Below are 26,759 nucleotides of genomic sequence, written 5' to 3' on the forward strand. Positions count from 1 at the left end.
GTCCGGGCGATGAACGTCGGGGGAGAAATGCGGTGTGCCGGTGCTGATCCTTGCTCTGGCGCCGACGCTCATGGCCGTTTCGACGCCCGCGCTCCCCCCGTTCACGCCACCCTCCCCGACGACCGGGACGCTTCAGCTTTCACCTGTGCAGATGTTCGATTTTGCCGAGGCGGCGTCAAAACGAGGTGACTATGACACCGCCGAACGAGCCCTGCGTGCACTGATCGGCAATCCGGGCATCGACATCCGTTGCGAGGCGCGCTTTCGTCTCGCTCGCCTGCTCGCCGGTCCCTTCCATCGTCGGACCGAAGCGGCTTTGCTCTTGCGACGGATACTTGATGAAAAGCCCAATGCCGCACCGGTGCGGCTCGAACTGGCACGCCTCGAAGCTGAAATGGGCCGGACCGGCGCGGCCGGGCGCGAATTGCGCGCCGCGCAAGCGATCGGCCTTCCCGCCGACATCGCCCGCATGGTGCGTTTCTATCAACAGGCGCTCGAGGCGCAGCGCCCCATGAGCGGCAGCATCGAACTCGCGCTGGCCCCCGACAGCAACGTCAATCGCGCGACCACGGCGTCAACCATGGGCACCGTCATTGGCGATTTCACGCTCAGCCGGGACGCGCGCGCAACTTCGGGCATGGGGCTGGTCGTCCGGACACAGGCGTTCGCACGACTGCGGATGACGCCGCGCCTGTCCCTGCTCGCGCGCCTGTCCGGCAGCGCCAGTCTCTATCGCGACCCCGGTTTCGACGACGAAGTGGTCGCCCCGCAGATCGGCCCCGAATGGAGCCTGGGCGACGATCGCGTCAGCCTGAGCGGTGGCGCGGCACTGCGCTGGTACGGCGGGCGAAGTTATACCACCGCCACGACTGCCGCGATCGACTGGCAACATCGGCTGGGCAAGCGCGGGCTGCTGCGGGTGAGCGCCAACCACGCCTTTGTCGACAATCACCGCAACGCTCTGGAAACCGGTTCGGCCTGGGGCGGCACGGCAGGTCTCGACCGCGCGTTCTCGGCCCGCTTTGGCGGGGGTCTTTCGCTCTTCGGCAATCGCCAGGATACCCGCGATCCCGGCTATGCCACGACCAGCTTCGGCTTCAGCCCCTATGTCTTTCGCGAAATAGGCCGGGCGACCGTGACGGCTACGCTGTCCTACAGCCACCTTGCCGCCGATGCCCGCATTGCCTTGTTCAACGATCGCCGACGCGATCAGGCCTATGGCCTGAACCTTGCCGCGACATTGCGCCAAATTCGCATCGGTTCCTTGTCACCGCTCCTGCGTTTGCGGCTAGAACGGAACGCATCAACCGTCCAACTCTATGATTATAAAAGAGTCGCCGGAGAAGTGGGAATAGCCTCCGCATTCTGATCGGAAGCGGATGGATATGCTCCGGGACGGGATGGGTACGGGAACCGGAAACGGGGGGCATTGATGGCATTTCGCAAAACGGCCGCAAGCATGGGCATGCTTGCCGGCGTGATGACGCTTGGGGGGTGCGGCGGCGACGGGGCCTCGTCCGTGGCCAGCGCCAACACCACGCCGGCCAGCAATTCCAGCCTTGCCAAACTGGTGGCAAGCCAGAGCTTTGCCAACGACGGCGCCAGCCAGACCGCAGCCTTCGATCTCGTCACCGGCAACACCACCGCCGGTTCGTCGACCGCGAAACCGCTGACAATCAGCTATGATGCGACGTCGAACAGCTACACGATCACGACGCAGGGACGCAGCCAGACTTTCGCGCCTGCCGACATGGCCAGCGCCGCCAACGGCATTGCCGTCTACAGCAAGACGAGCGGCACGACGACCGACCGGCTGACCATGCTGGCCGCCAATGTCACCGGCTACAACAGCGCGGCGCCGCAATATTCGGGCCTTGCCTATTGGCAGCGCTACAGCGTCAGCGGCACCGGCGAGGCAACGACCTTCGACATTTTCACCTACGGCCTCGACACCCCTGCCTCGGCCGTACCGCGCACCGGACAGGCCGCCTATGCGACCACGGTCGTGGGTCTGGTCACGCTGCCCGGCACCGAGGCGCGCATGTTCCAGGGGACCGGGCGACTGGACGTCGATTTCCTCGACGGGATCCTCTCGACCAGCGCGACGACCACCGAAACCGGCCTTGCCTCGGGCGCGGTCATCGGCGGCACGGGTTCGCTCACCGGAACGGGAACCCTGTCCTCGTCAGCCAATGCCTTTACCGGCACGGTCCATTACAGCGGCAGCGGCAACAGTTCGAGCGGCACGCTCTCGGGCCGCTTCTATGGGCCGAGCGCGCAGGAACTGGGCGCAGCCTTTTCCTCCAGCGGCAGTGACGGCAGCGCGGCAAGCGGCGCGATCTGGGGCATCGCCAGTCCCGGAACAACCCCGATCAATCTTTCCGTCGCAAATCCCGCGACCGATCAGACTTATGCGGCAGCAGCCGCTGAACTCGACTCAACGCCCTCGACCGGCAGCTCGACCAGCCTTGGCACGAACCCGCTTGCCGTCACAACTGCAGGCGACGTCACGATCGGCGGGGGCAGTTCGTACCTCGCGCAGACCACGCTGGCCAACAGCGACAGGGTCGCCGCGACCGACACCAATTTCACCTCGTTCCAGAAAACCGTGAACGGCGCCACCGTGGCACTCGACATGTACCGCCCCGGGAACAGCGAACTCGCACTCACCTACATGAGCTTCGGCCGCTGGCGGGAAACTCCCGATGCCGCCGCGCAAGGGACCTCGATCTACACCTATTTCGTCTATGGGCTGACGACCGACGCCGCCACACTCGCGGCCCGCACCGGCACCGCCCATTATGCCGGCGTCGCCTATGGCACCGCATTCGACAGCGGCACGGGAACCGGCAACGCCGTCAAGGGTGCCTCGGCTTTCGACATCGACTTCAACATCGGCGGATACGCCGGGACCATCGCGCTCAAGAGCAGCAGCACCGACTACGGCACGTTCAACGCATCGGGAACGCTGTCCTCGGGAATGCCCGCGCAAGGCAGCCTGACCGGAACCAAGGGCGGAACCGGGCAGATCACACCCTCGTTCTATGGTCCTGCGGCACAGGAATTCGGCGGCCCGTTCCGGATCTCGATTTCCGGCAGCGGCAGCGCCACGACAACGATCGTCGGCGCCACGGTCACAAAGGCCAATTGATCGCAGACTTGCCCGGTCGGGATCATCACCGACCGCGGAAACGCCAGCTCCCTGCCGGTTGCCATTGTCCATCCACGACCCGGTGGATGGCAATGCCCGGTATCTGTGCGTCGCACGGCTGCCACAGGACCGGAAGATCCCGCTGCAGCGCCCGCGCCCTTGGCCGCTCGACCTTGTTCTGCACCGTGACGTGAAAACGCGGCGGCACGGCGTCGCCACCACTCAACAGGCCGTGGAAACGCTCGGCGATCGTCTCGCGCAGATCGGCGAGTTCGGGGCTGGCCACCCCCACCCCGGTTCCCGAGCCGAGATCGACCACTCCGCCAAAGCGAGCACGCGGCGGCGGCATCGAGCCGGTAAGCATGGCCAGAAGATCGGCCAATTCAGCGGCGACCATTCCCGGCACGGCATGAAAAAGCGTGAGATGGGCGGGCGAGCGATTGTGTTCGACCGGATAATGAGCACGCCGCAAGGCATCGAGCCGCGCCTGCAAGGGGGCAGGCAACGTCGCCAGAACGAGAAAAGGCGCCCGTGCCGTGGTCACGAGCGGTTTCCGCAAGCATCGAATCTTGGGGAAGTCGGCGGGAACACTCGGCAAAACCGGTAACCGGTGGTGGATGAAGGCTCGGAAAAAGCCGTAATGTTCCCGCTCTGAAGACTTACCCCGGAGTGAGGCTGCCTTCCGTAAAAACACTTAACGCAGGGACGGTTACCAAACGGTAAAGACCGTCCCATCCCGCCGGTCACATCTGGCCGCGTGCGCGACGCAAGGCGAACCACTTGCGGACATTGGCGTTATGCTGGTCGAGCGTGTCGGCAAAGACATGCCCGCCGGTGCCGTCGGCGACCATGTAAAGCGCATTGGTCTGGGCCGGGTTCAACACCGCCTCGATGCTGAGCCGTCCGGGATTGGTGATCGGCCCCTTTGGCAGTCCGGTCATCGTATACGTGTTGTAATCATTGACCGCATGGATTTCCGATTCCCGGATGCGACGGCCGAGCGGACGCCCCTGGGTGATCGGATAAATGATGGTGGGGTCCGCCTGCAGGCGCATCCCTTTCTTCAGGCGATTGGAATAGAGCCCGGCAACCATGGTCCGTTCGGACGGCTTCCCGGTTTCCTTCTCGACGATCGAGGCCAGAACGATGGCTTCCTCGGGCGTCTTGGCGACCGTACGGGGACTGCGCTTGGCCCAGAGGTCGGCAAGCGTCTTGCTCATCGCCTTCTGCATGCGCGCGACAAGGTCGGCACGCGACTGTCCGCGCTGGAAATCGTAGCTGTCGGGCAGGATCGAGCCTTCGGCAGGCATGTCCACTTTCCCGGTCAGCAGTGGCTGCGCCATCAGCTTTTCATAGACCAGTGCCGAGGGCATGCCTTCAGGCACGGTGAAAAGACGCCGCATGACGCCTTCCCTGCCCTGAAGAATGGCAAGGATCTTGGCCCCGCTCGCATGGGCGGGCAGGATGAATTCGCCCGCCTGAAGCCCTCCGGCATGACCGAGCAGGCGTGCTCGTGCACGGAACGTCAAAGCCGAGGCGATCGCGCCTTGCGCTTCGAGGTTTTCGGCGACGCTGGTCATCCCGGCGCCATCCGACACGATGAACGAGGCATCCTTGTCCAGCGGACCGGGTCCGTACCATCCCCACAGGAAATGGACGCCGTATCCCACGACCAGCAACAAGGCGGCAAGGATTGCCAGCCGAACCTTTCCGATGCGGCGGATCATTGTCTTCCTTTCGCGCGGCAGATCATGGCCGGGCCCCGATACGGCGCGACCGGCAAGTTCCGGACGTGCGGCGCCGGGTTTCCCCTGCGCCGCGCATTCCGGTCAAGACGCTCAGATCGCCTTGAGGACGAGGCTGGCGTTCGTGCCGCCGAAACCGAACGAGTTGTTCAGCACGGCACGCACCTTCCGCTTCTTGGCAACATGGGGGACGAGATCGACGCCCAGGCAGCTTTCGCTCGGATTGTCGAGGTTCAGCGTGGGGGGCACGATCTGGTCACGGATCGCCAGGATGCAGAAGATCGATTCGACTGCGCCCGCGCCGCCGAGCAAGTGCCCGATCGCCGACTTGGTCGACGACATCGAGACATTGCCGATGGCATCGCCGAAGAGACGACGCACCGCGCCCAGTTCGAGTTCGTCGCCGAGCGGCGTCGAGGTGCCGTGGGCGTTGACATAGTCGATGTCGGCCGGCGTCATGCCCGCCTTGCGCAGCGCCATTTCCATCGAGCGATAGGCGCCCGAACCCTGCGGATGCGGAGCCGTCACGTGATAGGCGTCGCCCGAAAGACCATAACCGACGACTTCGGCATAGATCTTCGCGCCGCGTGCCAGGGCATGCTCGTATTCCTCGAGCACGACCACGCCCGCGCCTTCGCCCATGACAAAACCGTCGCGGCCCTGGTCATAGGGACGGCTGGCCTTGGTCGGTTCGTCGTTATACGCGGTCGAGAGCGCACGAGCCTGGGCGAAACCGGCAATGCCGATCGGACAGATCGTGCTTTCCGCACCGCCCGCCAGCATGATGTTGGCATCGCCGTCCTTGATCATCCGCGCAGCGTCACCGATCGAGTGGGCGCCGGTCGAACAGGCGGTCACGACCGCATGGTTCGGCCCCATCAGCCCGTACTTGATCGACACCTGACCCGAGATCAGGTTGATAAGACGGCCGTGAACGAAGTGCGGGCTGACGCGCGCAGGGCCCTTGGCCGCGAGCACCAGCGATTCGCTTTCGATCCCCGGCAGACCACCGATACCCGCGCCGATCGAGCAACCTGCATGCAGGCGCTCTTCCTCGCTCATGTCGGTAAGTCCGGCATCTTCGAGCGCCTGTCCGGCGGCATCGATGCCATAGACGATGAAGGGATCGACCTGGCGCTGGATCTTGTGATCGACACGACGCGAAGCATCAAAGCCGTATTCATGATCGGCCGGCTTCACTTCGCAGGCGATGCGGCATTTCTGGTCGCTCGCATCGAACCGGGTGATCGGACCTGCGCCCGATTTGCCTGCAATCAGGTTGGCCCAGACAGTTTCGACGTCCGCCCCCAGCGGAGTGACCAGCCCAAGGCCGGTAACAACGACACGACGCATTGCGTTCTCCGGAAAAAATGAAAACAGGCCCAGCCCCTCAAAACGGGCTGAGCCTGCCTTAGTCCTCCCCCCTTGCCGGTCGCAAAAGCCTGTCCGGGTCCTGTTCCGGGCCAAGCACCCGGTTCAGGTTTCGGGGAGTTTTGGGCGATCAGCCCTTGTTTTCGTCGATGTACTTGATCGCGTCGGCGACAGTGGCGATCTTTTCAGCCGCGTCGTCGGGGATCTCGACACCGAATTCTTCTTCGAAGGCCATGACGAGTTCGACGATGTCGAGCGAGTCGGCACCCAGATCGTCGATGAAGCTTGCGTCTTCAGTGACCTTGTCGGCCTCGACGCCGAGGTGCTCGACAACGATCTTCTTAACGCGGTCGGCGGTATCGCTCATTCGATTTGTCCCTTCAGACGAAACTAGGATTGTGTAAACCGTTCAGCGCTTCGCCCTAATGGCCGCAAGCCCTGCTGGCAAGTGGGACGCTGCAAGGAGCGGGACGGATCGCCCGGATGGTGCGATGCCGCCCTGCCCCGAGCAGCGCGACGGTCAGGATTTCGCGGGTTCGACCACGCGGATCGAAAGCTCGCGAAGCTGCTTGAGGCTGACAGGTGCAGGTGCGCCCATCAACAGGTCCTCGGCTCGCTGGTTCATCGGGAACAGCGAGATTTCGCGCAGGTTCTGCGCTCCGCAGAGCAGCATGACGATGCGGTCAACGCCCGCAGCCATCCCGCCGTGCGGCGGCGCCCCGTACTGGAACGCACGATAGAGGCCGCCGAAGCGTTCCTCGACGTCCGCCTTGGTCAGGCCGACGATCTCGAACGCGCGGACCATGGTTTCCGGGCTCTGGTTACGGATCGAGCCCGAGGCGATTTCATAGCCGTTGCAGACAAGGTCGTACTGGAACGCCTTGATCGTCAGCGGATCGGCATTGTTGAGCGCGTCGATCCCGCCCTGCGGCATCGAGAACGGATTGTGGCTGAATTCCACCTTCTTCTCGTCTTCGTCCCATTCGTAGAACGGGAAATCGACGATCCAGCACAGGCGGAACGCGCCCTGCTCGATCAGGCCGAGCTGTTCGCCGACGCGATTGCGGGCAACGCCTGCCAGCTTGGCGGCCTGATCGACCTTGCCCGCGGCAAAGAACAGCCCATCGTCCGCACCCAGGCCGAGTTCGGCATAGATCTTCTCCATGCCTTCGACGCCGTGGTTCTTGGCGATCGGACCGCCGAATTCACCGCCCTTGCGCGTGACGTAGCCCAGCCCGGCGTAGCCTTCGGCGCGGGCCCACTCGTTCATCTCGTCGAAGAACTTGCGGCTCTTGTCCGCCGTGCCGGGCGCAGGGATGGCGCGCACGACACCGCCGCCACCGACGATCTTTTCGAAAAGGCCAAAACCCGACTGGGTAAAGTGCGCCGAAACGTCGGTGATGATGAGCGGGTTGCGCAAGTCCGGCTTGTCCGAGCCGTACTTGAGCATGGCTTCGTCATAGGGAATGCGCGGGAAGCTGCCGATCGGCGTGACCGCCTGGCCTTCGGCGAAATCCTCGAAAATGCTGCCGATCACCGGCTCCATCGTTTCCCAGATTTCCTCCTGGGTAACGAAGCTCATTTCAAGGTCGAGCTGGTAGAATTCGCCCGGCAGGCGGTCTGCGCGGGGATCTTCGTCGCGGAAGCAGGGCGCGATCTGGAAATAGCGGTCGAAACCGGCCACCATCAAGAGCTGCTTGTACTGCTGCGGCGCCTGCGGCAGCGCATAGAACTTGCCACCGTGGATACGGCTGGGCACGAGGAAGTCGCGCGCACCTTCCGGGCTCGACGCGGTCAGGATCGGCGTCGAATATTCGGTGAAGCCGACGCCTTCCATCTTGCGGCGCATGGCCGAGATGATCTTCGTGCGCTTGACGATGTTGGCGTGCAGCGTTTCGCGGCGCAGGTCGAGGAAGCGATAGCGAAGACGGATGTCCTCGGGATATTCCTGCTCCCCGGCGACCGGCAGCGGCAGTTCCTCGGCCGCGGCAAGCACGGTCGCTCCGCGCGCATAGACTTCGATCGCGCCGGTCGAGAGGTTGGCGTTGACGGTCGCGTCCGCGCGCGCCTTCACATTGCCCTCGATCGTCACCACGCTTTCGACGCGCAGCGATTCGAGCAGCGCGAGCGCCGGGCTGTCGGTGTCCGCAACGATCTGGGTGATGCCATAGTGGTCACGCAAGTCGACGAACAGCACGCCGCCGTGGTCGCGCTTGCGATGGACCCAGCCGGACAGCCGGACGTTCTGGCCGACATGCTCGCGCGACAGGGCACCGCAAGTGTGGGAACGATAAGGATGCATCGAGGGTCTTTCCAAAGAGGCTGCATTAAGGCAGGGGTTTGATTGCGGCCAAGAGGCGATGGCCGTCATTTTGTCAAGCCGCCGCCCCCGGACGGGGGTAACCCAAGCGTCATTTGCACCGTGCCCTTTCCGGGGCGGCGAGGCGAGGACCAACAAGAAAAAAGACCGATGAAGATCCATCCGCTGATCACCACGACCGACGCACTTGCCGACATCTGCGCCCGTCTTGCCAAGGCCGAATTCGTCACCGTCGATACCGAATTCATGCGCGAGAACACCTATTGGCCCGAACTGTGCCTGGTGCAGATCGCCGACGACAAGGAAGCGGCCGCCATCGACCCGATGGCTCCGGGCATCGACCTGTCCCCGCTGCTCGACCTTCTCGTCGACAATGAAGATGTCCTCAAAGTCTTTCATGCCGGTGGGCAGGATGTGGAAATCATCTACAACCTGACCGGGCGGACCCCACATCCGATCTTCGACACCCAGATCGCGATGATGGCCGTCAGCCAGTCCGAGCAGATCGGCTATTCCAATCTCGTCGAAAGCTGGCTTGGCTTCTCGATCGACAAGGGCGCGCGCTTCACCGACTGGTCGCGCCGCCCGCTGACCGAGCGCCAGATCGAATACGCGATCGGCGACGTCACTCACCTGTCGAAGATCTTTCCCCGCATTCTCAAGCGCCTGATCAAGACCGGGCGCGGCGAATGGCTCGACATCGAGATGGAAAAGCTCGCCGACCCGGAAAACTATCGCAGCGATCCGCAGTCGGTCTGGCAGAAGATCCGCCCGCCCAGCCGCAACGCCGCCGTGCTCGGCCGCCTCAAGGCTCTTGCCGCATGGCGCGAGATCGAGGCGATGGACAAGAACATCCCGCGCGGCCGCATCATGCGCGACGAAACGCTTGCCGACCTCGCCAGCCACCCGCCACGCGAACAGGCCGATCTGGCCAAGGTGCGCGGCCTGTCCTCGGGCTGGCGCGATAACGAGATCGGTCGACGGCTGATGCAGTGCATCGCCGATGCCAAGCCGCTGACCGATGCCGAAATGCCCCCGCGCGCGCCGCGTGGAGCCCCGCTCGGCAAGGAAGGCGCGCTCGTTGCCGACCTGCTCAAGCTCCTGCTCAAGATCCGCAGCCGCGAAATCGACATTGCCGCCCGCCTGCTTGCCCGCAGCGACGATCTCGAAGCGCTCGCCGCCGGTCAGCGCAAGGGCCTGCCGATTCTCGAAAGCTGGCGCTATGAACAGTTCGGCCGCGATGCCCTCGACCTTGTCGAAGGCAAGCTTGCCTTCGCAGTCGTCGGCGGAAAGCTGAAAATGGCGCACATCGACGACATCGGCAACAGTGCCCATGTCGATCCCGAGGTCGAGCAAGTCACCCCTGAGCCGATCGAGGGTGAAGACAGCCTTCCCGGTGAAAGCGAGCCTGATGCTGCCGAACCGGGCGAGCCCGCGGAAGAGCGGGTCGAAGCACTCGCTCCACCTGCGACAACCGATGGCGACTGAGCCATCGCAATGAGCACTTACCTGCCCACGCTCAAGCAGTTGCAATATCTTGTCGCACTGCATGAGCATGGCCATTTCGGACGCGCGGCCGACGCCTGCTTCGTCTCGCAATCGACGTTGTCGGCGGGCCTGCGCGAACTCGAAACCCTGCTCGGCGTCGTTCTTGTCGAACGGACGCGGCGGGTCGTGCGCTTCACCCCGCTCGGCAATCAGGTGGTGGCAAAAGCGCACCGCCTGCTGCGCGAGGCAGAGGAGCTGTCCGATCTCGTCCAGTCGCACGGACTGCCGCTGGCGGGGGAATTGCGGATGAGTGTGATCCCGACGATCGCACCATTCCTCCTGCCCCGGATCCTGCCGCGCCTGCGCGCCGAACGGCCGCAATTGAAGCTGTTCCTGCGCGAAGAGCCGAGCGGGGCTGCAATCGAATCGCTCCATCACGGGCGTGCGGACTGCGTGCTGCTCGCCCTGCCCTTCGCCACCGGCGAGGTCGAGTGCGAGCACTTGTTCAACGATCCCCTGCTGGTCGCCTTTCCCCATGACGACCCGCGCGATCCGCCGCCGCTGGTCACGCCTGCCTCGATCGACGAGAATCGCCTGCTCCTGCTCGAAGACGGCCACTGCCTCAAGGATCATGCCCTGGCAGCGTGCAACCGGCCCGAACTGCGGGCCAGTGCCACAATGATCGGCACATCGCTCCATACCCTCGTCCAGATGGTCGACAACGGCCTTGGCCTGACCATGTTGCCCGAAATGGCGATCACGGCGGGCATTCTGGCCAACACCCGGATCGTCGCACGCGCCTTGCAGAGCGAACACGCCTATCGCGAGATCGCGCTCGTCTGGCGCAAGAATTCGCCTCGTGGCGAGGAATTCCGCCTTCTGGCCGAGGAACTGCGCGCAGGATGAGCGAAGCCCTTTCCCCGATCGAGAGCGCGCCCAGTGCCCGTCCTCCGGCGGTTCCGCACAGCCTTGCCGAAGACATCTACGGCATCGTCACGGGCTGCATCCTTCTCGCACTGGGCATCGCCCTGCTCCATGCCGCGCGCCTGACGACGGGTGGTGTGGCGGGTATTGCGCTGATGCTCTCCTATTTCCTGCCGGTGGCGCCCGGGCCGCTGTTCACGGCGATCAACTTGCCGATTTTCCTCGCTTTCTGGCGCATGCTCGGCACGCCCTATACCGTGCGCACGACGATCGCGACACTGCTGGTCATGGGACTGGTCGGGGTGGTTGAACAGGGGCTGGTGGTCGCGGCGATCAATCGTCCGCTTGCCGCCATCGTCGGCGGCACGGTCGTTGGCATGGGCATTCTTGCCGTCACCCGCCATGCGACCGGAGTCGGCGGCCTTGCCGTCGTCGCCCGCTGGCTCAGCCGCCGCACGGGATGGCATTTCGGCGCGATCTCGATGGGATGCGATGCCGTCATCGTCGGGATCGGCTTTCTCGCACTGGGTCTGGAGCGCGGGTTCTGGTCCTTTGTCGCGGCCTTTGCCACCAATGCCATCGTGCTGGTCTGGCACCGTCCCGACCGTTACCTCGCCGACGCCTGATCCCGGACAAAACCTCGCCGGTGCGTTCCTCGGCAGATAGGCTCTTTTCCCTAGCGCCCCGGCGAGCGATCCTCATGAAGCACCGGTAGAACCTGTGGACCGACACAGTCGGACCAAGTCTTATCCGGAGCAGATCATGTCCACTGCAGGAAGCCGTATCTTGCGGTTTCTTTCCCTTGGCACCGGAGGCGAGGAAATCGGAGCAACGCCTCCGACCGCCACCCCGGCAACCTCGCCGACAGCCGCGCTGTCGCTGATCGACCATGCCAATGCACGCCTGATGCAGGAAATCACCGAGTTCCTGCTCAAGTCGCGGCTGCCGATCACGGCGCAGAACCTGCTTCTTGCCCATGCCGCGTTCAGCGGCGAGGACCCGCAACTCGCCCGCAAGATCGGCCAGAAGCGGCTGGCCGGAGAGACGATCACGCAGGAATGGCTCAACACGCTCCTGACCAAGGAAAACGAAGCCGAAGCGATCAAGGCCATGATGGTGCAGTTCGAGGACTCGCTCGGCCGCTTTGCCAAGACCGCCCACGACGCCCGGATGAGTGCGGCCCACTGCAACGCTGCTCTGGAAAAGGAAGTCACCCGCGCCAGCGAGACCCCCGAGACTTTCGATCCCGAAGACCTGATCGAGCTCGGCCGAACCATCCTCGATCACAACCGCAAGCTGGAAACCGATATCCGCGCCAGCGAATCGGAAGTGCGCACCCTGCGCACCCGCCTTTCCCGGGCGCAGCGCGATGCGGAAGTCGACTACCTCACCGGCCTGCCCAATCGCCGGGCTTTCGATGCCATGTTCAACCGGATCTATCACGAGACTCGCAATGCGGTCGAAAGCCTGAGCATCGCCTTTTGCGACATCGACCATTTCAAGGCGATCAACGATTCCCAAGGGCACGAAACCGGCGATCGGGTGATCAAGGCGGTCGCCGAAACGCTCGACCGCCTCAGCAACCAGAATTGCCATGTCGCCCGCCACGGCGGCGAGGAATTCGTCCTGCTCTTTCGCGGCATGACCAAGCACGAGGTGCGCGAAAAACTCGACGCCGTGCGCGAGAATTTCTCGGAACGCCGATTCGTCAATCGCCGCACCGACGAGCCCATCGGTCGCATCACCTTTTCCGGGGGTGTCGCCGATGTCTTTGCCTACCCATCCCCGCGCGACGCCATGCGCGCGGCGGACGAGGCACTTTATCTCGCCAAGGAGCAGGGGCGCAATTCGATCATGGCCGCCCCCTGAGACCGGGAAGCAAGCCTCGCGCACTTATTTGAGCCAGCCTGCCTCGCGATACCAGGCGGCGGTCGCATGAAGCCCCATCCGGGTTTCGACTTGCGGCTCCCACAACGCGGATGGCGGCCTGTGCCCCGCGCCTGCGGTCCAGTCGGGGTGGCACATGTACCCGACACGGTCGAGTGTCAGCTTGGCCCTGTCCTTGCGCACGGCCCGATCGGCCCGAGCCACCCATTCGAGCAGGCGCCGGGGCAGCGGCAGCGCGATCGCGCGACGCCCCACCGCCATGCCGATGGCCTTGGCAAGCTCGACATGACTCCAGCCACCTTCGGTGCCGTCGTCGGGCTCAAACGTCATGCTGGTCACGTCCTCCCCGCCGGGGATCAGCGCGAGCAAAAGCCGAGCAAGATCGTTGACGTGGATGACCGACGTGCGACCATCGGGCGGCAGAGGCACCACGCCCTTGCTGGCAAGGCGGAACAGCTCGAACATCTCGGTGTCGCGCGGGCCATAGACGGCCGGAGGGCGCACGATCGTCCAGTCGAGGCTGGAGGCGGCAACGATCTTCTCGCCCCGCCGTTTGGACGAACCATAGAGCGACAGCTCGGGCTCGCGCGCCGACAGGGACGACACGTGAACCAGACGCCCGACCCCTGCCGCGAGCGCCGCGTTGACGACATTGAGCGTGCCGCGCACGTTGCCCGTTTCGAACCCTTCGGGATCGGGGCTGTTCACCACACCGGCAATGTGAATGACGACACTGGCGCGCGCAACGAGGCGCAGAAGCGCGCGTTCGTCGGAAAGGTCGCCCTGCACCCATTCGACACCCGCCCGCGCTTCCTGCGGACGACGTGCAAGAGCGCGGATTTCCAGCCCTTCGCGTGACGCAAGGTCGAGCACCGCCTGCCCGACAAAGCCGGTCGCCCCGGTAATCGCAATCAATTGGGACCGTCGCAGATCGCTCATCAGATCAGGACCAGCTGATCGCGATGGACCAGCGCCGAACGCGGTGCATAGCCCAGGATTTCCTCGTGCTCGCGACTGTGCCGTCCGATCAGCCGCGCGCATTCGCCGGCATCGTATTCGCACAAGCCCCGTCCCAGCACGTCGCCACCGGGGCCCACCACCGAAACCGCGTCGCCACGGACAAAGCTGCCTTCGACACGCGTCACACCGGCGGCAAGCAGGCTGGACCCGCGCGCCAGAGCCGCAGCGGCGCCTTCGTCGACATGGACGCTGCCCCGCACGCGCAGCTTGCCGCCGAGCCAGGCCTTGCGCGCGCCCTTGCGCGGGCGAGCCATGAACAAGGTGCCCCGTCCCGAAGCCAGAGCCTCGCCCACAGGCGCGACCGGCTGACCATCGATGATCGCCAGAGCCATGCCGGCAAGTCCGGCAATCTCGGCGGCCTGCAACTTCGAGGTCATGCCACCCGACCCGAGACCCGAGGACGAGCCTCCGGTCGCCATGGCCCGAATCTCGGGCGTGACGCGGCGCACCACGGGAATGCGGGTTGCGCCGGGCAGACGCGGATCGCGATCATAAAGGCCGTCGATGTCCGACAACAACAGGACGGCACTCGCCCCGGCAGCCTGCCCCACCCGGGCGGCCAGCCGGTCGTTGTCGCCGAACCGGATTTCCTCAGTCGCGACGGTATCGTTTTCATTGATGACCGGAACCGCCCCGCGCGCCAGCAGAGTGCCCAGAGTGGCCGTCACGTTGAGCCAGCGCCGTCGTTCCTCGAGGTCGTCGAGCGTCAGCAGTACCTGTGCCGCCGTAAGCCCGTGCCCGGCCAGCAATTCGGCCCACAATCCGGCAAGAGCAATCTGCCCCACGGCAGCGGCGGCCTGCGCATCGGCAAGGCTACCGCGTCCGCCTTTGGCAAGGCCGAGTCGGCGCGCACCGAGCGCGATCGCGCCCGAGGAAACGACGATGACATCCTGCCCGCGCGCGCGCGCCGCCGCCAGTTCGGCAACCAGCGCCGTCAGCCACTCGCGTCTCGGCTCGCCATCCTTGCCCACCAGAAGCGCCGAACCGACCTTGACGACAAGGCGGGGCGTGATGGCGGGGTCGAGCAGCTGGGCAAGCGTGGAATTGGTCATGTCCGATGCCGCTTATGCGAATTGCCGTTGCAGGTGAAGGGCATTGCCCCGATCCTCACCCCGTCCCGACGCACGACAGGCACGGGTCGGATGGTAAATATCAGATCGGCGACCAAGGACGCTGTTCCTCCGCGTCCTCGATCTCGCCATCGGGACGTTCGGTCATCGTCGCGGCAGGCAGATATTCGAGCACCGCGTCGAGCAGTGCGTCCATCCCCTTGCCGGTCGCGCCCGAAATCGGGAACACCCGCTCAGCCCCGGCAGCCATCAGTTCGTCGGTGAAAGCGCGGACGAGTTCGGCATCGACAAGATCGATCTTGTTGAGTGCGACAAGGCGCGGTTTTTCATCCAGCCCGGCGCCATAGGCTTCGAGTTCGTCAGCAACGATCGCCATGGCCTCGGCCGGATCGGTCCCGTGAATGTCGATCAGGTGGATGAGCACCCGGCAGCGTTCGATATGACCGAGGAAACGGTCACCGATGCCCGCCCCGTCGGCCGCCCCGGCAATCAGACCGGGAATGTCAGCGAGCACGAATTCGCGATTGTGGTGCCGAACCACGCCCAATTGCGGACGAGTCGTGGTGAAAGCGTAATCACCGACCTTGGCCCGCGCATTGCTGATCTGGTTGATGAAAGTCGACTTGCCTGCGTTCGGCAGGCCCACGAGACCGGCATCGGCCAAGAGCTTGAGCCGCAGCCAGACCCACATTTCCTGCCCCGGCCAGCCCGGCCCGCACTGACGTGGCGCACGATTGGTCGATGACTTGAAGCTGGCGTTTCCGCGCCCGCCATCGCCGCCGCGCAGGAAAACCACGCGCTGGCCGACTTCGACAAGGTCGATCAGAACCGTCTCGCGATCATCGTCCAGCACCTGGGTCCCGACCGGAACCTTGATGACGAGATCCCGGCCCCCGCCGCCGGTGCGGTTCTTGCCCGCACCACCCAGGCCGCGCTGGGCCTTGAAATGCTGGGTATAGCGAAAGTCGATCAGGGTATTGAGGCCCGAAACCGCCTCGAACACGATGTCGCCGCCCTTGCCGCCGTCACCGCCGTCGGGGCCGCCGTATTCGACATATTTCTCGCGCCGAAAGCTGACCGCGCCGGGGCCACCGGCGCCCGAGCGGATATAGATCTTGGCCTGGTCGAGAAAATGCATGGGTAACGGTCCGGCATACGCGCAAGGACCCCGGCACAATACCGCATCACCCGCGCAAGAACGGCAAACGGCCCACCCCTCGCACCTCACACCACCACCAAACGTGGCAGCGATGTCAGCGCGAGACGCAGGCTGTGCCGGGAGAGGCATGGACCGCGATCATCAAAGCCCATGTCCTGACGGTACACTGGTGGAGCCGAGGGGGATCGAACCCCTGACCTCGTCATTGCGAACGACGCGCTCTCCCAGCTGAGCTACGGCCCCGTTCCAGTGTTTCACCGACTGACCTGGCTAACCTTGCCTGTCGGGAGGCGCGCCCTTAGCGCAGGTTTTGGAGTCTTGCCAAGCCCCAAAAATACAGTTTTTCAAAAGAGCGCGCTTTTTTAGAGGTTCCCTTCCCGATCAGCGCGAGCCGATCGGGCCGGCAGCAGCCAGAGGGGGCGAGGAAGCAACCGGCGGCTGATCAGCCAGCGGCTCGATCTTCACGCGCCCGCCCTGCCCGTACTTCTCTTCCCACTCGGCAAGAGCGTTGCGATACTTGTCATAGCGATCGTAGAAATCGTCGAAGATCTTCTCGATCTTGGGCACGCTGGCCAGCGCATAAGTGCCAAGCTCACTCGTCGGAACCGCTTCACCATCGACCATGACCTTGTCGATCACGTCACAGAACTGCGACATCGTCGGCGGCAGGGCATAGTGATTGTAAAGCGTCGTCAGATAGTCGTCGCGCATCACTTCGCCGTTGCGGCCGAACTTCTTGCGGAACTCGTGATCCATCTCGCCATAGACGGTCTTGAGCTCCTTGACGTTGCGCTTCAGGAACGCGCCGTAATGCGGAAGAATCCCGGCATTGCGCGGATCATGACAATTGAGCGCGGCGACGGTGTAGGCCGAACGCAGGTTCCAGACATACTGGTTGGTCGAGATCTTGCGATTGACCGAATCGCGGGTCCCGTCCGCTTCCACCGGAGGAGGAACGATCGTGGGGGCCGCGCCGTCGGGCGGAGTCGGCCGAGCCGGAATGACCGCAACCGGCGGCGGCGGCGGTGCGGGCGGCGGAGGCGGCGCCTTGGGTGCGCAGGATGCCAGCGCCACGGCGAGCGCCGCGCCGCCGACAAGGCCGATCCGGGTCATGAGACGGCGGCCATCGAACGAAACACCGAAAATGCAGGCCTCACCCACGCCCGAAGGCTCCGGTCGGCATCCGCGCGAACGCGTGCGGTCGGTCATGGTGTACCCCCTTGTTTCTCAAATCACATCAGTTGCAACACATCGGAAACGGCATCGCCGCCCCTTTGCCCGAGCCTTACGCTCGCCGCCCACAGAAAGAAATGCCCGGCAAGGCATAAGCCTTGCCGGGCACGACAGAACGAAATCCGTTTCCGACTATCGGACGGATCGCCACTCGAGACGGTGTCCCGATCAGCGACGGTCGCCCATGAAGCGCAGCAACATCATGAACATGTTGATGAAGTCGAGGTAGAGCTCGAGAGCGCCCAGCACGACCACCTTGCCGGCCATGTCGGTTCCCGCGACATAGGCGTACTGTTCCTTCAGCTTCTGGGTATCATAGGCGGTGAGACCCGCGAAAATGAACACGCCGAGGAAGCTGATGCCCCAGGAAAGTCCCGGCGAATGCAGGAACAGATTGACCAGCGACGCGATCAGGATGCCGAACAGGCCCATGAGGAGGAAAGTCCCCATGCCCGACAGGTTCTTTTGCGTGGTGTAGCCGAACAGGCTGAGACCGGCAAAAGCGCCCGCGGTCGCAAAGAAGGTCACCGCGATCGAAGGACCGGTGTAGACGAAGAAGATCGACGAGAGCGAAAGCCCCATCGCCACGCTGAACGCCCAGAACAGCCCGCGCATGGCACCGGTCGAGAGGCGGTTCACGCCAAAGCTCATGACCATGGTGAAAGCGAGCGGAGAAAGCGCGATCAGCCAGCGCAGCGGCGTCATGAGCACCGCTTCAGCAAGACCCGACGTCGCAAAGCCGAGCGCGACGATGCCCGAAAGCAGCACGCCCGAGGCCATGTAATTGTAAATCGAAAGCATGTGCCGGCGAAGACCGGCATCGTAGACGGTGCTACGGCCCCAAGTGCCGGAAAGGCTCGGAGACGCGCCGAAGCCCGTCGACGAGGGCTGAGGATCGTTCCAGTTTGCCATTTGCTCCATGTCTCCATCAGTGGGCCGCAATCCGACCCTTGCGCTCAATATCGCCCCGGACTGCCGCGCTTTCAAGCAGAACCGTCGAAAATGGGCATTAGCGCAAGGTCCATTGCCGAAGACTGAATGAACTGCCGATCAACCCGCAGCAGCGCGCGCCTTTGCTTCGGCCATCATCGCGATACTGCGATCGCGCGCCGCACGCAGGGTATCTTCGGCGAGCGCATTGATGCGACCATCGGCATCGAGCACATCGAGCCCGGCCTGCGTCGTGCCGCCCGGGCTGGCGACGCGGCGCGCGAGTTCGGCCGGGGCATGGGGCGATGCAGCGGCAAGGGCTGCTGCCCCCTCGACCATGGCCAGGGCGAGCCGGTCAGCCTGCGCCCGGGGAAGGCCGAGCGCCGTCGCGCCGGTCGCGAGCGCGTCGATGAAGCGATAGACGAAAGCAGGGCCCGATCCGGCCAGCGCCGTCATCAGATCCATGATCGCTTCGTCGTCGAGCCATTCGCTCTGCCCCAAGGGAGCCATCAGCGCATCGGTCGTGTCGCGGAACGCACCGGTCGCATCGCCGCACAGGGCGATCGGCGACTTGCCGAGGGCTGCTGAAAGATTGGGCATGACCCGGACCACAGCCCCGGCCGCCGGGAATGTTGCCTTGAGCGTCGCAAGATCGACACCGGCCAGAACCGACAGGACCAGAGTGTTCTGCCCGACGAATGGGACGATCGCGGGGGCCGAGGCAGGCAGCTGCTGCGGCTTGAAACCGAGCAGGACGACATCGACCGGCCCGCCCTGTTCGGGAGCTGCCTTCAGCAGCGCAACCCCTTCGGGAGCGGTGTCGAGATAGGGGTCGATAACCGTGAAGGCTGCGGGATCGAAGCCGCCCGCCAGCCATCCGGCCAGCATGGCCCCGCCCATGTTGCCACAGCCGAATTGGAGGAATTGCATGGGTCGGTGGCTCCTGTTTGCCGGTCTACGGGAAAGCGATGCTCTCCCTGCGACCGCCCCGGAACCCCGTCAAGCCTTCAGGCTTCGCCCACCGCATCGACAAGAGCGCTGGCCAGGGCATCTGCGGGACTCTTGTCCCCCCACAGGATGAACTGAAACACCGGATAGAACCGGTCGCATTCATCGACCGCAGCCTCGATCGCGGCCTGCGCCTGTCCGAGACTGAGCAGGCCTTCGTCACCGAGCATGAGCCCATGACGATAGAGCAACACGCCGCCGTTCGACCACATGTCGAAGTGGCCGACCCAGACCTGCTCGTTGATCAGCGACATGACTTCCCACACGGCGGGTTTTTTGTCGTCGGCCACGCGAATGTCGGGCAGGCACAGCATCTGCAGCACATGGTCTTCAGACCGCCAGATGCAGCGGATCTGGTAATTCGCCCAGGACCCCTGGATCTCTCCGTGGATCTCGTCATCGGAAACGAATTCAAAAGGCCATCCGCGCGCTTCGAACAGAGACGCCAGCATGTCGACCGGCGCGGCGTCCTCGCGTTCATGATCGTCGTGGGCAGTCCGCATCATCGGCACTCCAGAGCATCGGGCGCCACCTTGCGGGACTTTCCCGCCCATGTAGCCACGGCATCGCTTGCCCCAATCAATCGCCAAGGTCCCGGGTCTGGGCAATGACAGGCGATGCACCCGTTGCGCAAAACTCGACAAGCCTGTGTAAAACCTGTGGACACGAAGTAAAGATCGCATGCTGCCCCCCCAGGGTCCATTCCCTATTGGGTCACCATCTCCGCCTTTTTTGCCGAAACGACCCCAATCACCCAAAGGAGCAGTCCCGGCAGAAGCGAAAATCCTTACTGCGGCAGGCTGTCGACTGCCTGTCCGGCAGGGCTCGTCCACTCAAAGCCCGACACCCCTTCCTTGCGCAGATCGGCAATGAAATCCTGCGCTTCGGCATCGCTGGCGAAAGGACCGGTCAGCAGGCGGAAATTGCTGCGCCAAGGCGTGATGTAGGGCTTGCGCGCGCGAAGCATATGCGCCTGCCGCACAAGACCGTGCCATTCACTCGCCATCTTGTCGCGATCCCCGCCGGTCAGGACCTGAACCCAGATCCGACTGGCATAATGGGCACCACGTCCCTTTTCCTTGGTGTCCTTCGCATCCTTGATGTCCTTGCCCTTGGAACCCTTGACATCCTTGCCCTTGAGATCCTTGCCCCCCTTGCCCTTAGCGACCGGGATATCGGCAGAACTGCTATCGGTGTCGCGGGACACGGACTTGGGCCCATCGGGACGATCCTCGCGCACGCAGGTCTCGGCATCGCGACCATGATGCGCCGAGGTCCGGGATTGGACATTCCGACTCTTGGCATTCCGACTTTGGGGCGCCTTCCCATGCGCAGCCTTGGGCTCCGGCTTGCACGGGCCGAGCGAGCTGTCCTCGTCCGCCTTATCCTTCCCCTTCGCGTCCCTGCCTTTGACGTCTTTACCCTTGGCGTCCTTGCCCTTGGCGTCTTTCGCGGAAACATTGCGGCCCGCCTTCTCGTCGGCAGCCTTTGCGTCCTTTTCAGATGTCGCCTTGGCCGACTTGTCGCGACCGGACTTGTCCTTTGCCCCCTTGTCGGAAGCGGCAGCATCCTTGGCTTGCTTGCCCTTGGCCGTCTTGCCCGCCTTGCTGCCAGTGTCGTCGCCATTATCCGCACTGTCATGCACGGTGGCGTCCTTGGCCGCCTTGCCTTTGACGACCTTTTCCTCGGGCTTTTCCCTGACCGGCTTCGACGCACTGGTCCTTGCGGCCACCGTATGATCGCGCACATCCCTGGCTGCGGGTGCCGACGACTTCACCGGTTCGGCCGCCGGAATCGCGATCCGTTCGATCGGCGCAGGCGTCGCCGACTGCGCGACCTCGACCGGTGTGGGCTGAACGACAGGCGTGGGTTGAACGACCGGAACGCCGACCATCTGCACCGGCGCGGAAGTTCCGGCGACGGGCACTGCTGCGGATGCCGGAGCGGCGGGGGCCGCTGGAGATGCGGCCACAGGCGTCGAGACCACCGGCGCGGATGGCACCGGCGGCGGCGATACAGCTGAGGAAGGAGCAGGTGGAAGCGCAACGGGCGCGGGAGCGGGTGTGGCCACGGGCGCCTGCAGCAATGTCCGGCGCGGCGCAGGCATATCAAGCTTCGACAGCACGGTCGGGCGCGGCAGGGGCGGAGCAGCCGACGCCGCGTTGATCGACGGCTGAGCAATCGATGGTTGGGACGTAACCGGCGCAGGCACGGAAACCGCCGGACGCTGGGGTTCGGGAACTTTCTGCACCACCGGCTGCGTCGCGAAAGCGACCGGCGGCGGTGGCGGAGGAAGCGGGACCGCCGCTTCGGCGGCTGCGACCTGCTCCTGACGCGGAGGATTACCCCCTCGCCCGCGCTGACGACGTCCACGACCCGCATTGCGCGAATCGTTCGCTGCTTGCGCATTGGATGCCAGCGTCGCCGTCGACGCCCCGAGCGGAACCCGGGGATGCGCAGCCGCGTAAGTCAGGATACGCGGATCGTCGCGACCGATATCAGCTGCACGAGGGAAACGCCCAAGGCTGGCGGCAGCAGCCTGCTGCGCGGGCGTGAGGCGCCCCATGAAACGCAAGTACGGCGCGATCGCATTGGCAAGGTCGGCCGGCATCGACGAGCGAGCCAGCGTCACCGCTTCTTCCGACCGCCCACCGATCGCCAGCATGAAAGTATGAACACGCCAGGCGGCGCGGTCCTGACGCTGCAACTGCGGCGCCAGGGCAAGATCGGCACCACGCCGGTCGCCACCGATGGCAAGGCTCAGCGCATAGCGGCGCGTCGCCTCGTCCCGCGTGGCCTGATCGATACCAGGCCGAGCCAGAACCAGGCGATATTGCACAACGGCGGCGGCATTGTCGCCGACGAGATCGAAAGCCAATCCGCGATCGAGCGCCAGCGTCGCCGGATCGGCGCCGACGCGCTCCGCATCCTCGTACCAGCGCAAAGCGTCGATGGGATCGCCCATGTGGAGGCGCGCACCGGCGATTTCCGCCTTTACCGATGCATTGCCCGGCGCGACCTGATCCGCGCGCGTGAAAAAGCCGAGGGCCGCCTCGTTGTCACCCAGCGTCTGGGCCGCCTTGCCCGCGTCAACCAAGGCATCGACGTTCCGGGGGTCCTTTGCGAGACGCCCGAGCGCGACATTGAGAGCCTGTCCGGCACTGGGCGCAGTCGACTGGATGACGGGACGCGATACCGTTGCGGGTTCCTCCTCGTCCTCGACCTGAGGTCGGGCAGAGAGAGAAGCAGGAACCGCCGCAAGAAGACCGACAGCAACCAGCGCGCCGGACCATGACAGTCGGCGAGCGGAAAGGCGAGACGCGTGAGGGAAGCGAATCATCGTTGGCCCGCCCTAGCGGGAATACGAAGGGCCGGAGACAGCATGCGATGGATGCTGCCCCCAGCCCGACGAATGGTTAAGTCCGGTGCGATGACCGAACAGATTTACTGGTTGTTCTGTCGACCGAGGAAGCGCGGGATATTGAGCGCGCCGCGCTCGTCCTCGCCCTGCTCGGCTTCGGGAGCGCGATTGCCCCGTGACAGATTGGCCATGCGCTCGAACAGCGTCGATCCCCCGGCGCCACGCGCCGGAGCCGCCTGCGGAGCAGGCTGGGCCACCGGCGCAGGTGCCGTTGGATAGTCGCCTTCCGCCGGACCACCGCGCGCAACGCGCGGCACGGCAGGAGCTTCGGGTTCGACACCGAGATCTTCGCTCAGGTCGAGCGTCAGATCGAAAGGTTCGTCAACCGGTGCGGCAGGTTCGGCTTCGACCGGAGCGGCCACCGGCGGAACCGGTGCGAAACCGGCCTGGGGCGCAGCCGGAGCCTGAGCCACGGGCGCGACCGGCGCCTGCGGAACGGCAACGGCCGGACGCGGGGCAATGCCGGGCGCCTGAGGCGCGGGAGCCGCACCCGGGATCGCCGGACCGCGAGCACCGCCGAGCGACACCGGACGAGCCGCGATTTCGGCCTGCCCTGGCGACTGATCGATGCCGGTCGCGACGACCGACACGCGGATCTTACCGTCGAGATCGGGATTGAACGCCGAACCCCAGATGATGTTCGCGTTCGGATCTACCAGTTCGCGGATGTGGTTGGCCGCTTCGTCGACTTCGAGCAGCTTCATGTCGTCGCCGCCGATGATCGAAATGATGACGCCCTTGGCACCCTGCATCGACACGCCGTCGAGCAGCGGATTGGCGATCGCGCGTTCCGCCGCTTCGAGCGCACGGTTCGGGCCCTCGCCTTCGCCGGTGCCCATCATCGCCTTGCCCATCTCGCCCATGACCGAGCGGACGTCCGCGAAGTCGAGGTTGATGAGGCCCGGCATGACCATGAGGTCGGTAATCGAACGCACGCCCTGCTGGAGCACTTCGTCGGCAAGCTGGAACGCTTCCTTGAAAGTGGTTTCCGCCTTGGCGACGAGGAACAGGTTCTGGTTCGGAATGACGATCAGGGTATCGACGTGCTTTTGCAGCTCCTCGATCCCGGATTCGGCCGAACGCATCCGGCGCGTACCTTCGAACAGGAACGGCTTGGTCACGACCCCGACGGTCAGTACGCCCTTGCGACGCGCCGCTTCGGCGATCACCGGCGCAGCGCCGGTTCCCGTACCGCCGCCCATCCCGGCCGCGATGAAGCACATATGCACGCCTTCGAGCGCACGTTCGAGCTCGGCCAAGGTCTCCTCGGCAGCGGCGCGCCCCACTTCAGGACGAGCGCCGGCACCCAGCCCCTGTGTGATCGTCGGCCCGAGCTGAATGCAGGTTTCGGCGATCGAGTTGTTCAGCGCCTGCGCGTCGGTGTTGACGACGACGAAGTCGACGCCTTCGATTCCGGCGCGGATCATGTTGGCGATGGCATTGCCGCCGCCGCCGCCAACCCCGATCACCGTGATACGGGGCCGCAGCTCATCGATCGAGGGCGGTCCGATGTTGATGCTCATGTCGGTCTCCCGGTGCGGTTCCCAGCTTTACCAATGTCGAGTGCCAGCTTTGGCACGGATCGATTCGTCGAATCAAAGTCAATCACGGCTTTTCCACAGAATGGAGCGCTTATTTGCCTCCGGAAAGGGCCGAATTCGTGCGATCCATCGCATCCTGCCCCTCCGGCCCCATTTCCCACACCGCACATCGCTCAGAAATACTCGCGCAGCGCACGCCAGATTCGCGCCAGCAGAGCCGCGAATCCCGTTCGCGTCTCTGTGCGCCCCTTGGGACCGATCGTGCGGATGTCGACCGGCTCTGCTGCGGCATAGAGCAGCAGCCCGACCAGAGTCGAGGAACTGGGCGTTGCATTGCCCGGCGGCAGCCCGAGCATGGTCGGCGGCAATCCGATCCGCACAGGACGCCCGAGCGCCCCTTGCGCGAAATCGGCAAGGCCGGGCAATTGCGCGCCCCCGCCGGTCAGGACTACCTGCTGCCCGCGCTGTCCGGTAAAGCCCATGGCTTTCAGAGCCTTGGAGACTTCTTCGGTGAAATATCCGAGCTGCTGGGTAATGACCGAAATCAGTTCCGCGCGGGGAATCCGGTTCTTGTCGTCGGCATGGCGGGCAATCGGCCCCGCCCCTTCGGGATCACCGGGCGCATTCACCGGGATCATTTCGCGATGGTCGGCAGGGCTCGCGATCGCCGAGCCCGACATGCACTTCAACCGTTCGGCCTGATAGCGGCGGATGCCGAAAGCCGACGCGACGGCATCGGTAATGTCGCCCGAACCGAACGGAATGACCTGCATTCCAAGCAGCATCCCTGCCGCATAGACGGAAACCGTCGTCACTTCCGCGCCGAATTCGACAAGGGCAACGCCAAGATCGCGTTCTTCGGGAGTGAGACAGGCAAGCCCTGCCGCGACCGGCGAACCGACGACCGCCTCGACTCGCAAATGGGCCTGCTCGACCGCTTCCTTGAGATTGCGGACCGGCGCACCGTCGGCGAGCATGACATGGATGTCGACCGCCAGACGTTCGGCATGAAGCCCCTTGGGCGCAGGCACGCCATGCGCGCCGTCGAGCGTGTAATGCGCAGGCTGTGCGTGGAGGACCAGCCGCCCTTCGGGCTGGATCACTTCGCGCCCCGCCATCAGCAGGTGCTCGATGTCGTCCTGCTCGATCCGGCGGCCGCCGATGTCGACTTCGACGCGGGCGGTGGTGCTGGCGAGCCCCGCGCCCGAGCAGCCGATCCAGACCGACTGGACGCTCGCATTGGCCATCTTTTCGGCGCGCTCGATGGCATCGCGCACGCAATGGGTCGCGGCGCTCATGTCGATGACATAGCCGCGCTTGACCCCTTCGGAAGCGCGATGCCCCGAACCCAGAACAACCAGATCGCCCGTTTCAGCAAGCCCCGCGATCATCGCGGAGGTGCGGAACGAACCGATGTTGACGGCAGCAAAAACCTTGGTGATGCGAGGAATGGCCATTGTCTTGCGCTCAATCCTTCGCCGTCGCGGCCGGACGGGGAGCGGCATGCCCACCACCATCGGCCGAAGTGCCCGTCCGGGCGGGCGCACTCGTTCCCGATGCCTTGGCCGCAGCCTTGGCAACCGCAGCAGCCTTGGCTTCCGCCGCGATTTCATCGGCGTGGCCGGGAATGCGCAGATAGATGCGATCGGGCACGCGCATGTCGAATGCAGCCACCTTGCCGCCGAGCAGACGATCGACGCCATCCATCCGCGCGAACGTCAGCAGCGCGGCGGCCCCTTCATCGTCCCCTTCGGGAAGAGCCAGGACCTGGCCGGTCTTGAACGTCAGGTTCCAACGCCGGTTACCGACCCATTCGGCTTCCGCGACCTGCGACTTCAAGGCGGGCGCAGTGTCGAGCAGCTTGTCGAGCCCGGCGATCTGCCCTTCGGCGCCGGTTCCGGTCAGGACCAGCATGCCCTTGGCGCGCGAGGCCGGGACAGCTTCGAGTTCGTGTCCCGTCTCGTCGATCAGAGTGAAATGCCCGTTTTCGCGCAAGACCGCGTGGGGGCTGCGCTCGACGACATCGACGACCAGCGTATCGGGCAATTGCCGGGCAACCCGCGCGTCCTTCACCCACGACAGCTGCAAAAGATCGGTGCGCAAGGCGGCAAGATCGAGCCGGGACATGACTTCGTCACGCTGGCCCAAGACCTTTTCGTAAATGGTCAGTTCGTTCATGCGATTGACGCCGCGAACTTCTACCCGCTTGACCTTGAACCCTGCGTTTCCGGCGATTTCGGCGAAGTGCTGCTCGACCATGTCGGGCACCCCGGCCACCATCGCGCCTGCCGCAAGCAGCGCCAGCACCCCGCCGACCATGCCCACGATCAGAAGGCGATGCAGAGCCTCGTCCGAAATCGGAATCCGGCGCACCGCCTGCCCGACCAGCGTACCGGTCTGCTTGCGTGCGGTGGCGACCCGTGCCTTGGCCCCGCGCGTGACGGCGGCGCGCCGTACGCCCTTGCCGCTGCGCCGGATCGTCTGCGCCATG

22 protein-coding genes and 1 tRNA gene are annotated in these 26,759 nt (G+C 64.7%); 6 read left to right on the top strand and 17 right to left on the bottom strand.

The window, feature by feature from the left end; genetic code table 11:
• The first annotated feature begins 34 nt into the window (after positions 1 to 34).
• Positions 35 to 1,369: a tetratricopeptide repeat protein gene (locus tag Y88_RS17115; protein ID WP_008071531.1), complete on the top strand. Its 1,335-nt coding sequence runs from the start codon at positions 35 to 37 to the stop codon at positions 1,367 to 1,369.
• Between the two features lie 90 nt (positions 1,370 to 1,459).
• The gene (locus Y88_RS17120) at positions 1,460 to 3,151 is read left to right on the top strand and encodes a transferrin-binding protein-like solute binding protein (RefSeq protein WP_018075603.1); all 1,692 of its coding nucleotides are present in this window, start codon (positions 1,460 to 1,462) and stop codon (positions 3,149 to 3,151) included.
• A 25-nt stretch (positions 3,152 to 3,176) separates the two neighbouring features.
• On the opposite strand, the gene Y88_RS17125 is transcribed toward Y88_RS17120, so the two are convergent.
• The 5 genes from Y88_RS17125 to aspS form a co-directional block, all read right to left on the bottom strand.
• Positions 3,177 to 3,695 carry a 2'-5' RNA ligase family protein gene (locus Y88_RS17125; protein WP_008071533.1) on the bottom strand — a complete coding sequence of 173 codons (519 nt, stop codon included), beginning with the start codon at positions 3,693 to 3,695 and terminating at the stop codon, positions 3,177 to 3,179.
• A gap of 199 nt (positions 3,696 to 3,894) precedes the next feature.
• Positions 3,895 to 4,878 (bottom strand): endolytic transglycosylase MltG, encoded by a 984-nt coding sequence (gene mltG, locus Y88_RS17130; protein WP_008071534.1) that lies wholly within the window; start codon positions 4,876 to 4,878, stop codon positions 3,895 to 3,897.
• 111 nt (positions 4,879 to 4,989) lie between these two features.
• Entirely contained in the window at positions 4,990 to 6,249 is a 1,260-nt protein-coding gene (fabF, locus tag Y88_RS17135) for a beta-ketoacyl-ACP synthase II (RefSeq protein ID WP_008071535.1), read from the bottom strand.
• Between the two features lie 148 nt (positions 6,250 to 6,397).
• Positions 6,398 to 6,634: an acyl carrier protein gene (locus tag Y88_RS17140; protein ID WP_008071537.1), complete on the bottom strand. Its 237-nt coding sequence runs from the start codon at positions 6,632 to 6,634 to the stop codon at positions 6,398 to 6,400.
• Positions 6,635 to 6,787: 153 nt separating this feature from the next.
• Complete coding sequence (gene aspS / locus Y88_RS17145) at positions 6,788 to 8,569, bottom strand: aspartate--tRNA ligase (protein ID WP_008071539.1); 1,782 nt, start codon at positions 8,567 to 8,569, stop codon at positions 6,788 to 6,790.
• Between the two features lie 168 nt (positions 8,570 to 8,737).
• Here aspS and rnd point away from each other — a divergent pair, with 168 nt between their 5' ends.
• The 4 genes from rnd (at position 8,738) to Y88_RS17165 (ending at position 12,868) form a co-directional block, all read left to right on the top strand.
• A complete protein-coding gene (rnd, locus tag Y88_RS17150; protein WP_008071540.1) occupies positions 8,738 to 10,075 on the top strand; it encodes a ribonuclease D in 1,338 nt (445 codons plus the stop codon).
• Between the two features lie 9 nt (positions 10,076 to 10,084).
• Positions 10,085 to 10,981 (top strand): hydrogen peroxide-inducible genes activator, encoded by an 897-nt coding sequence (locus tag Y88_RS17155; protein ID WP_008071542.1) that lies wholly within the window; start codon positions 10,085 to 10,087, stop codon positions 10,979 to 10,981.
• The gene (locus Y88_RS17160; protein WP_008071544.1) at positions 10,978 to 11,625 is read left to right on the top strand and encodes a YitT family protein; all 648 of its coding nucleotides are present in this window, start codon (positions 10,978 to 10,980) and stop codon (positions 11,623 to 11,625) included. Before Y88_RS17155 ends, Y88_RS17160 begins: the two co-directional genes overlap by 4 nt.
• Before the next feature lie 160 nt (positions 11,626 to 11,785).
• Positions 11,786 to 12,868 (top strand): GGDEF domain-containing protein, encoded by a 1,083-nt coding sequence (locus Y88_RS17165; RefSeq protein WP_008071546.1) that lies wholly within the window; start codon positions 11,786 to 11,788, stop codon positions 12,866 to 12,868.
• A gap of 24 nt (positions 12,869 to 12,892) precedes the next feature.
• Here Y88_RS17165 and Y88_RS17170 read toward each other — a convergent pair whose 3' ends face one another.
• The 12 genes from Y88_RS17170 to Y88_RS17225 form a co-directional block, all read right to left on the bottom strand.
• On the bottom strand, positions 12,893 to 13,825 hold the full coding sequence (locus Y88_RS17170; RefSeq protein WP_018075601.1) for an NAD-dependent epimerase/dehydratase family protein: 933 nt from the start codon (positions 13,823 to 13,825) through the stop codon (positions 12,893 to 12,895).
• Complete coding sequence (gene proB, locus Y88_RS17175) at positions 13,825 to 14,958, bottom strand: glutamate 5-kinase (protein WP_008071556.1); 1,134 nt, start codon at positions 14,956 to 14,958, stop codon at positions 13,825 to 13,827. Before proB ends, Y88_RS17170 begins: the two co-directional genes overlap by 1 nt.
• A gap of 100 nt (positions 14,959 to 15,058) precedes the next feature.
• A complete protein-coding gene (gene obgE, locus Y88_RS17180; protein WP_008071559.1) occupies positions 15,059 to 16,114 on the bottom strand; it encodes a GTPase ObgE in 1,056 nt (351 codons plus the stop codon).
• Between the two features lie 188 nt (positions 16,115 to 16,302).
• A tRNA-Ala gene (locus Y88_RS17185) sits at positions 16,303 to 16,378 on the bottom strand.
• 138 nt (positions 16,379 to 16,516) lie between these two features.
• Positions 16,517 to 17,344 carry a hypothetical protein gene (locus Y88_RS17190; protein ID WP_008071560.1) on the bottom strand — a complete coding sequence of 276 codons (828 nt, stop codon included), beginning with the start codon at positions 17,342 to 17,344 and terminating at the stop codon, positions 16,517 to 16,519.
• Positions 17,345 to 17,536: 192 nt separating this feature from the next.
• A complete protein-coding gene (locus Y88_RS17195; RefSeq protein ID WP_018075600.1) occupies positions 17,537 to 18,280 on the bottom strand; it encodes a Bax inhibitor-1/YccA family protein in 744 nt (247 codons plus the stop codon).
• 138 nt (positions 18,281 to 18,418) lie between these two features.
• A complete protein-coding gene (locus Y88_RS17200) occupies positions 18,419 to 19,228 on the bottom strand; it encodes a pyrroline-5-carboxylate reductase family protein (protein WP_008071563.1) in 810 nt (269 codons plus the stop codon).
• A 77-nt stretch (positions 19,229 to 19,305) separates the two neighbouring features.
• Positions 19,306 to 19,812 carry a type III secretion system chaperone family protein gene (locus Y88_RS17205; protein ID WP_018075599.1) on the bottom strand — a complete coding sequence of 169 codons (507 nt, stop codon included), beginning with the start codon at positions 19,810 to 19,812 and terminating at the stop codon, positions 19,306 to 19,308.
• Positions 19,813 to 20,093: 281 nt separating this feature from the next.
• A complete protein-coding gene (locus tag Y88_RS17210; protein ID WP_008071565.1) occupies positions 20,094 to 22,646 on the bottom strand; it encodes a tetratricopeptide repeat protein in 2,553 nt (850 codons plus the stop codon).
• Positions 22,647 to 22,750: 104 nt separating this feature from the next.
• Positions 22,751 to 24,250 (bottom strand): cell division protein FtsZ, encoded by a 1,500-nt coding sequence (gene ftsZ, locus Y88_RS17215; RefSeq protein WP_008071567.1) that lies wholly within the window; start codon positions 24,248 to 24,250, stop codon positions 22,751 to 22,753.
• A 191-nt stretch (positions 24,251 to 24,441) separates the two neighbouring features.
• On the bottom strand, positions 24,442 to 25,725 hold the full coding sequence (ftsA, locus tag Y88_RS17220) for a cell division protein FtsA (RefSeq protein WP_008071568.1): 1,284 nt from the start codon (positions 25,723 to 25,725) through the stop codon (positions 24,442 to 24,444).
• A 10-nt stretch (positions 25,726 to 25,735) separates the two neighbouring features.
• Positions 25,736 to 26,758 carry a cell division protein FtsQ/DivIB gene (locus Y88_RS17225; RefSeq protein WP_008071571.1) on the bottom strand — a complete coding sequence of 341 codons (1,023 nt, stop codon included), beginning with the start codon at positions 26,756 to 26,758 and terminating at the stop codon, positions 25,736 to 25,738.
• Position 26,759: the final 1 nt, after the last annotated feature.

It is taken from the genome of Novosphingobium nitrogenifigens DSM 19370, assembly GCF_000192575.1.
Lineage (GTDB): Bacteria > Pseudomonadota > Alphaproteobacteria > Sphingomonadales > Sphingomonadaceae > Novosphingobium > Novosphingobium nitrogenifigens.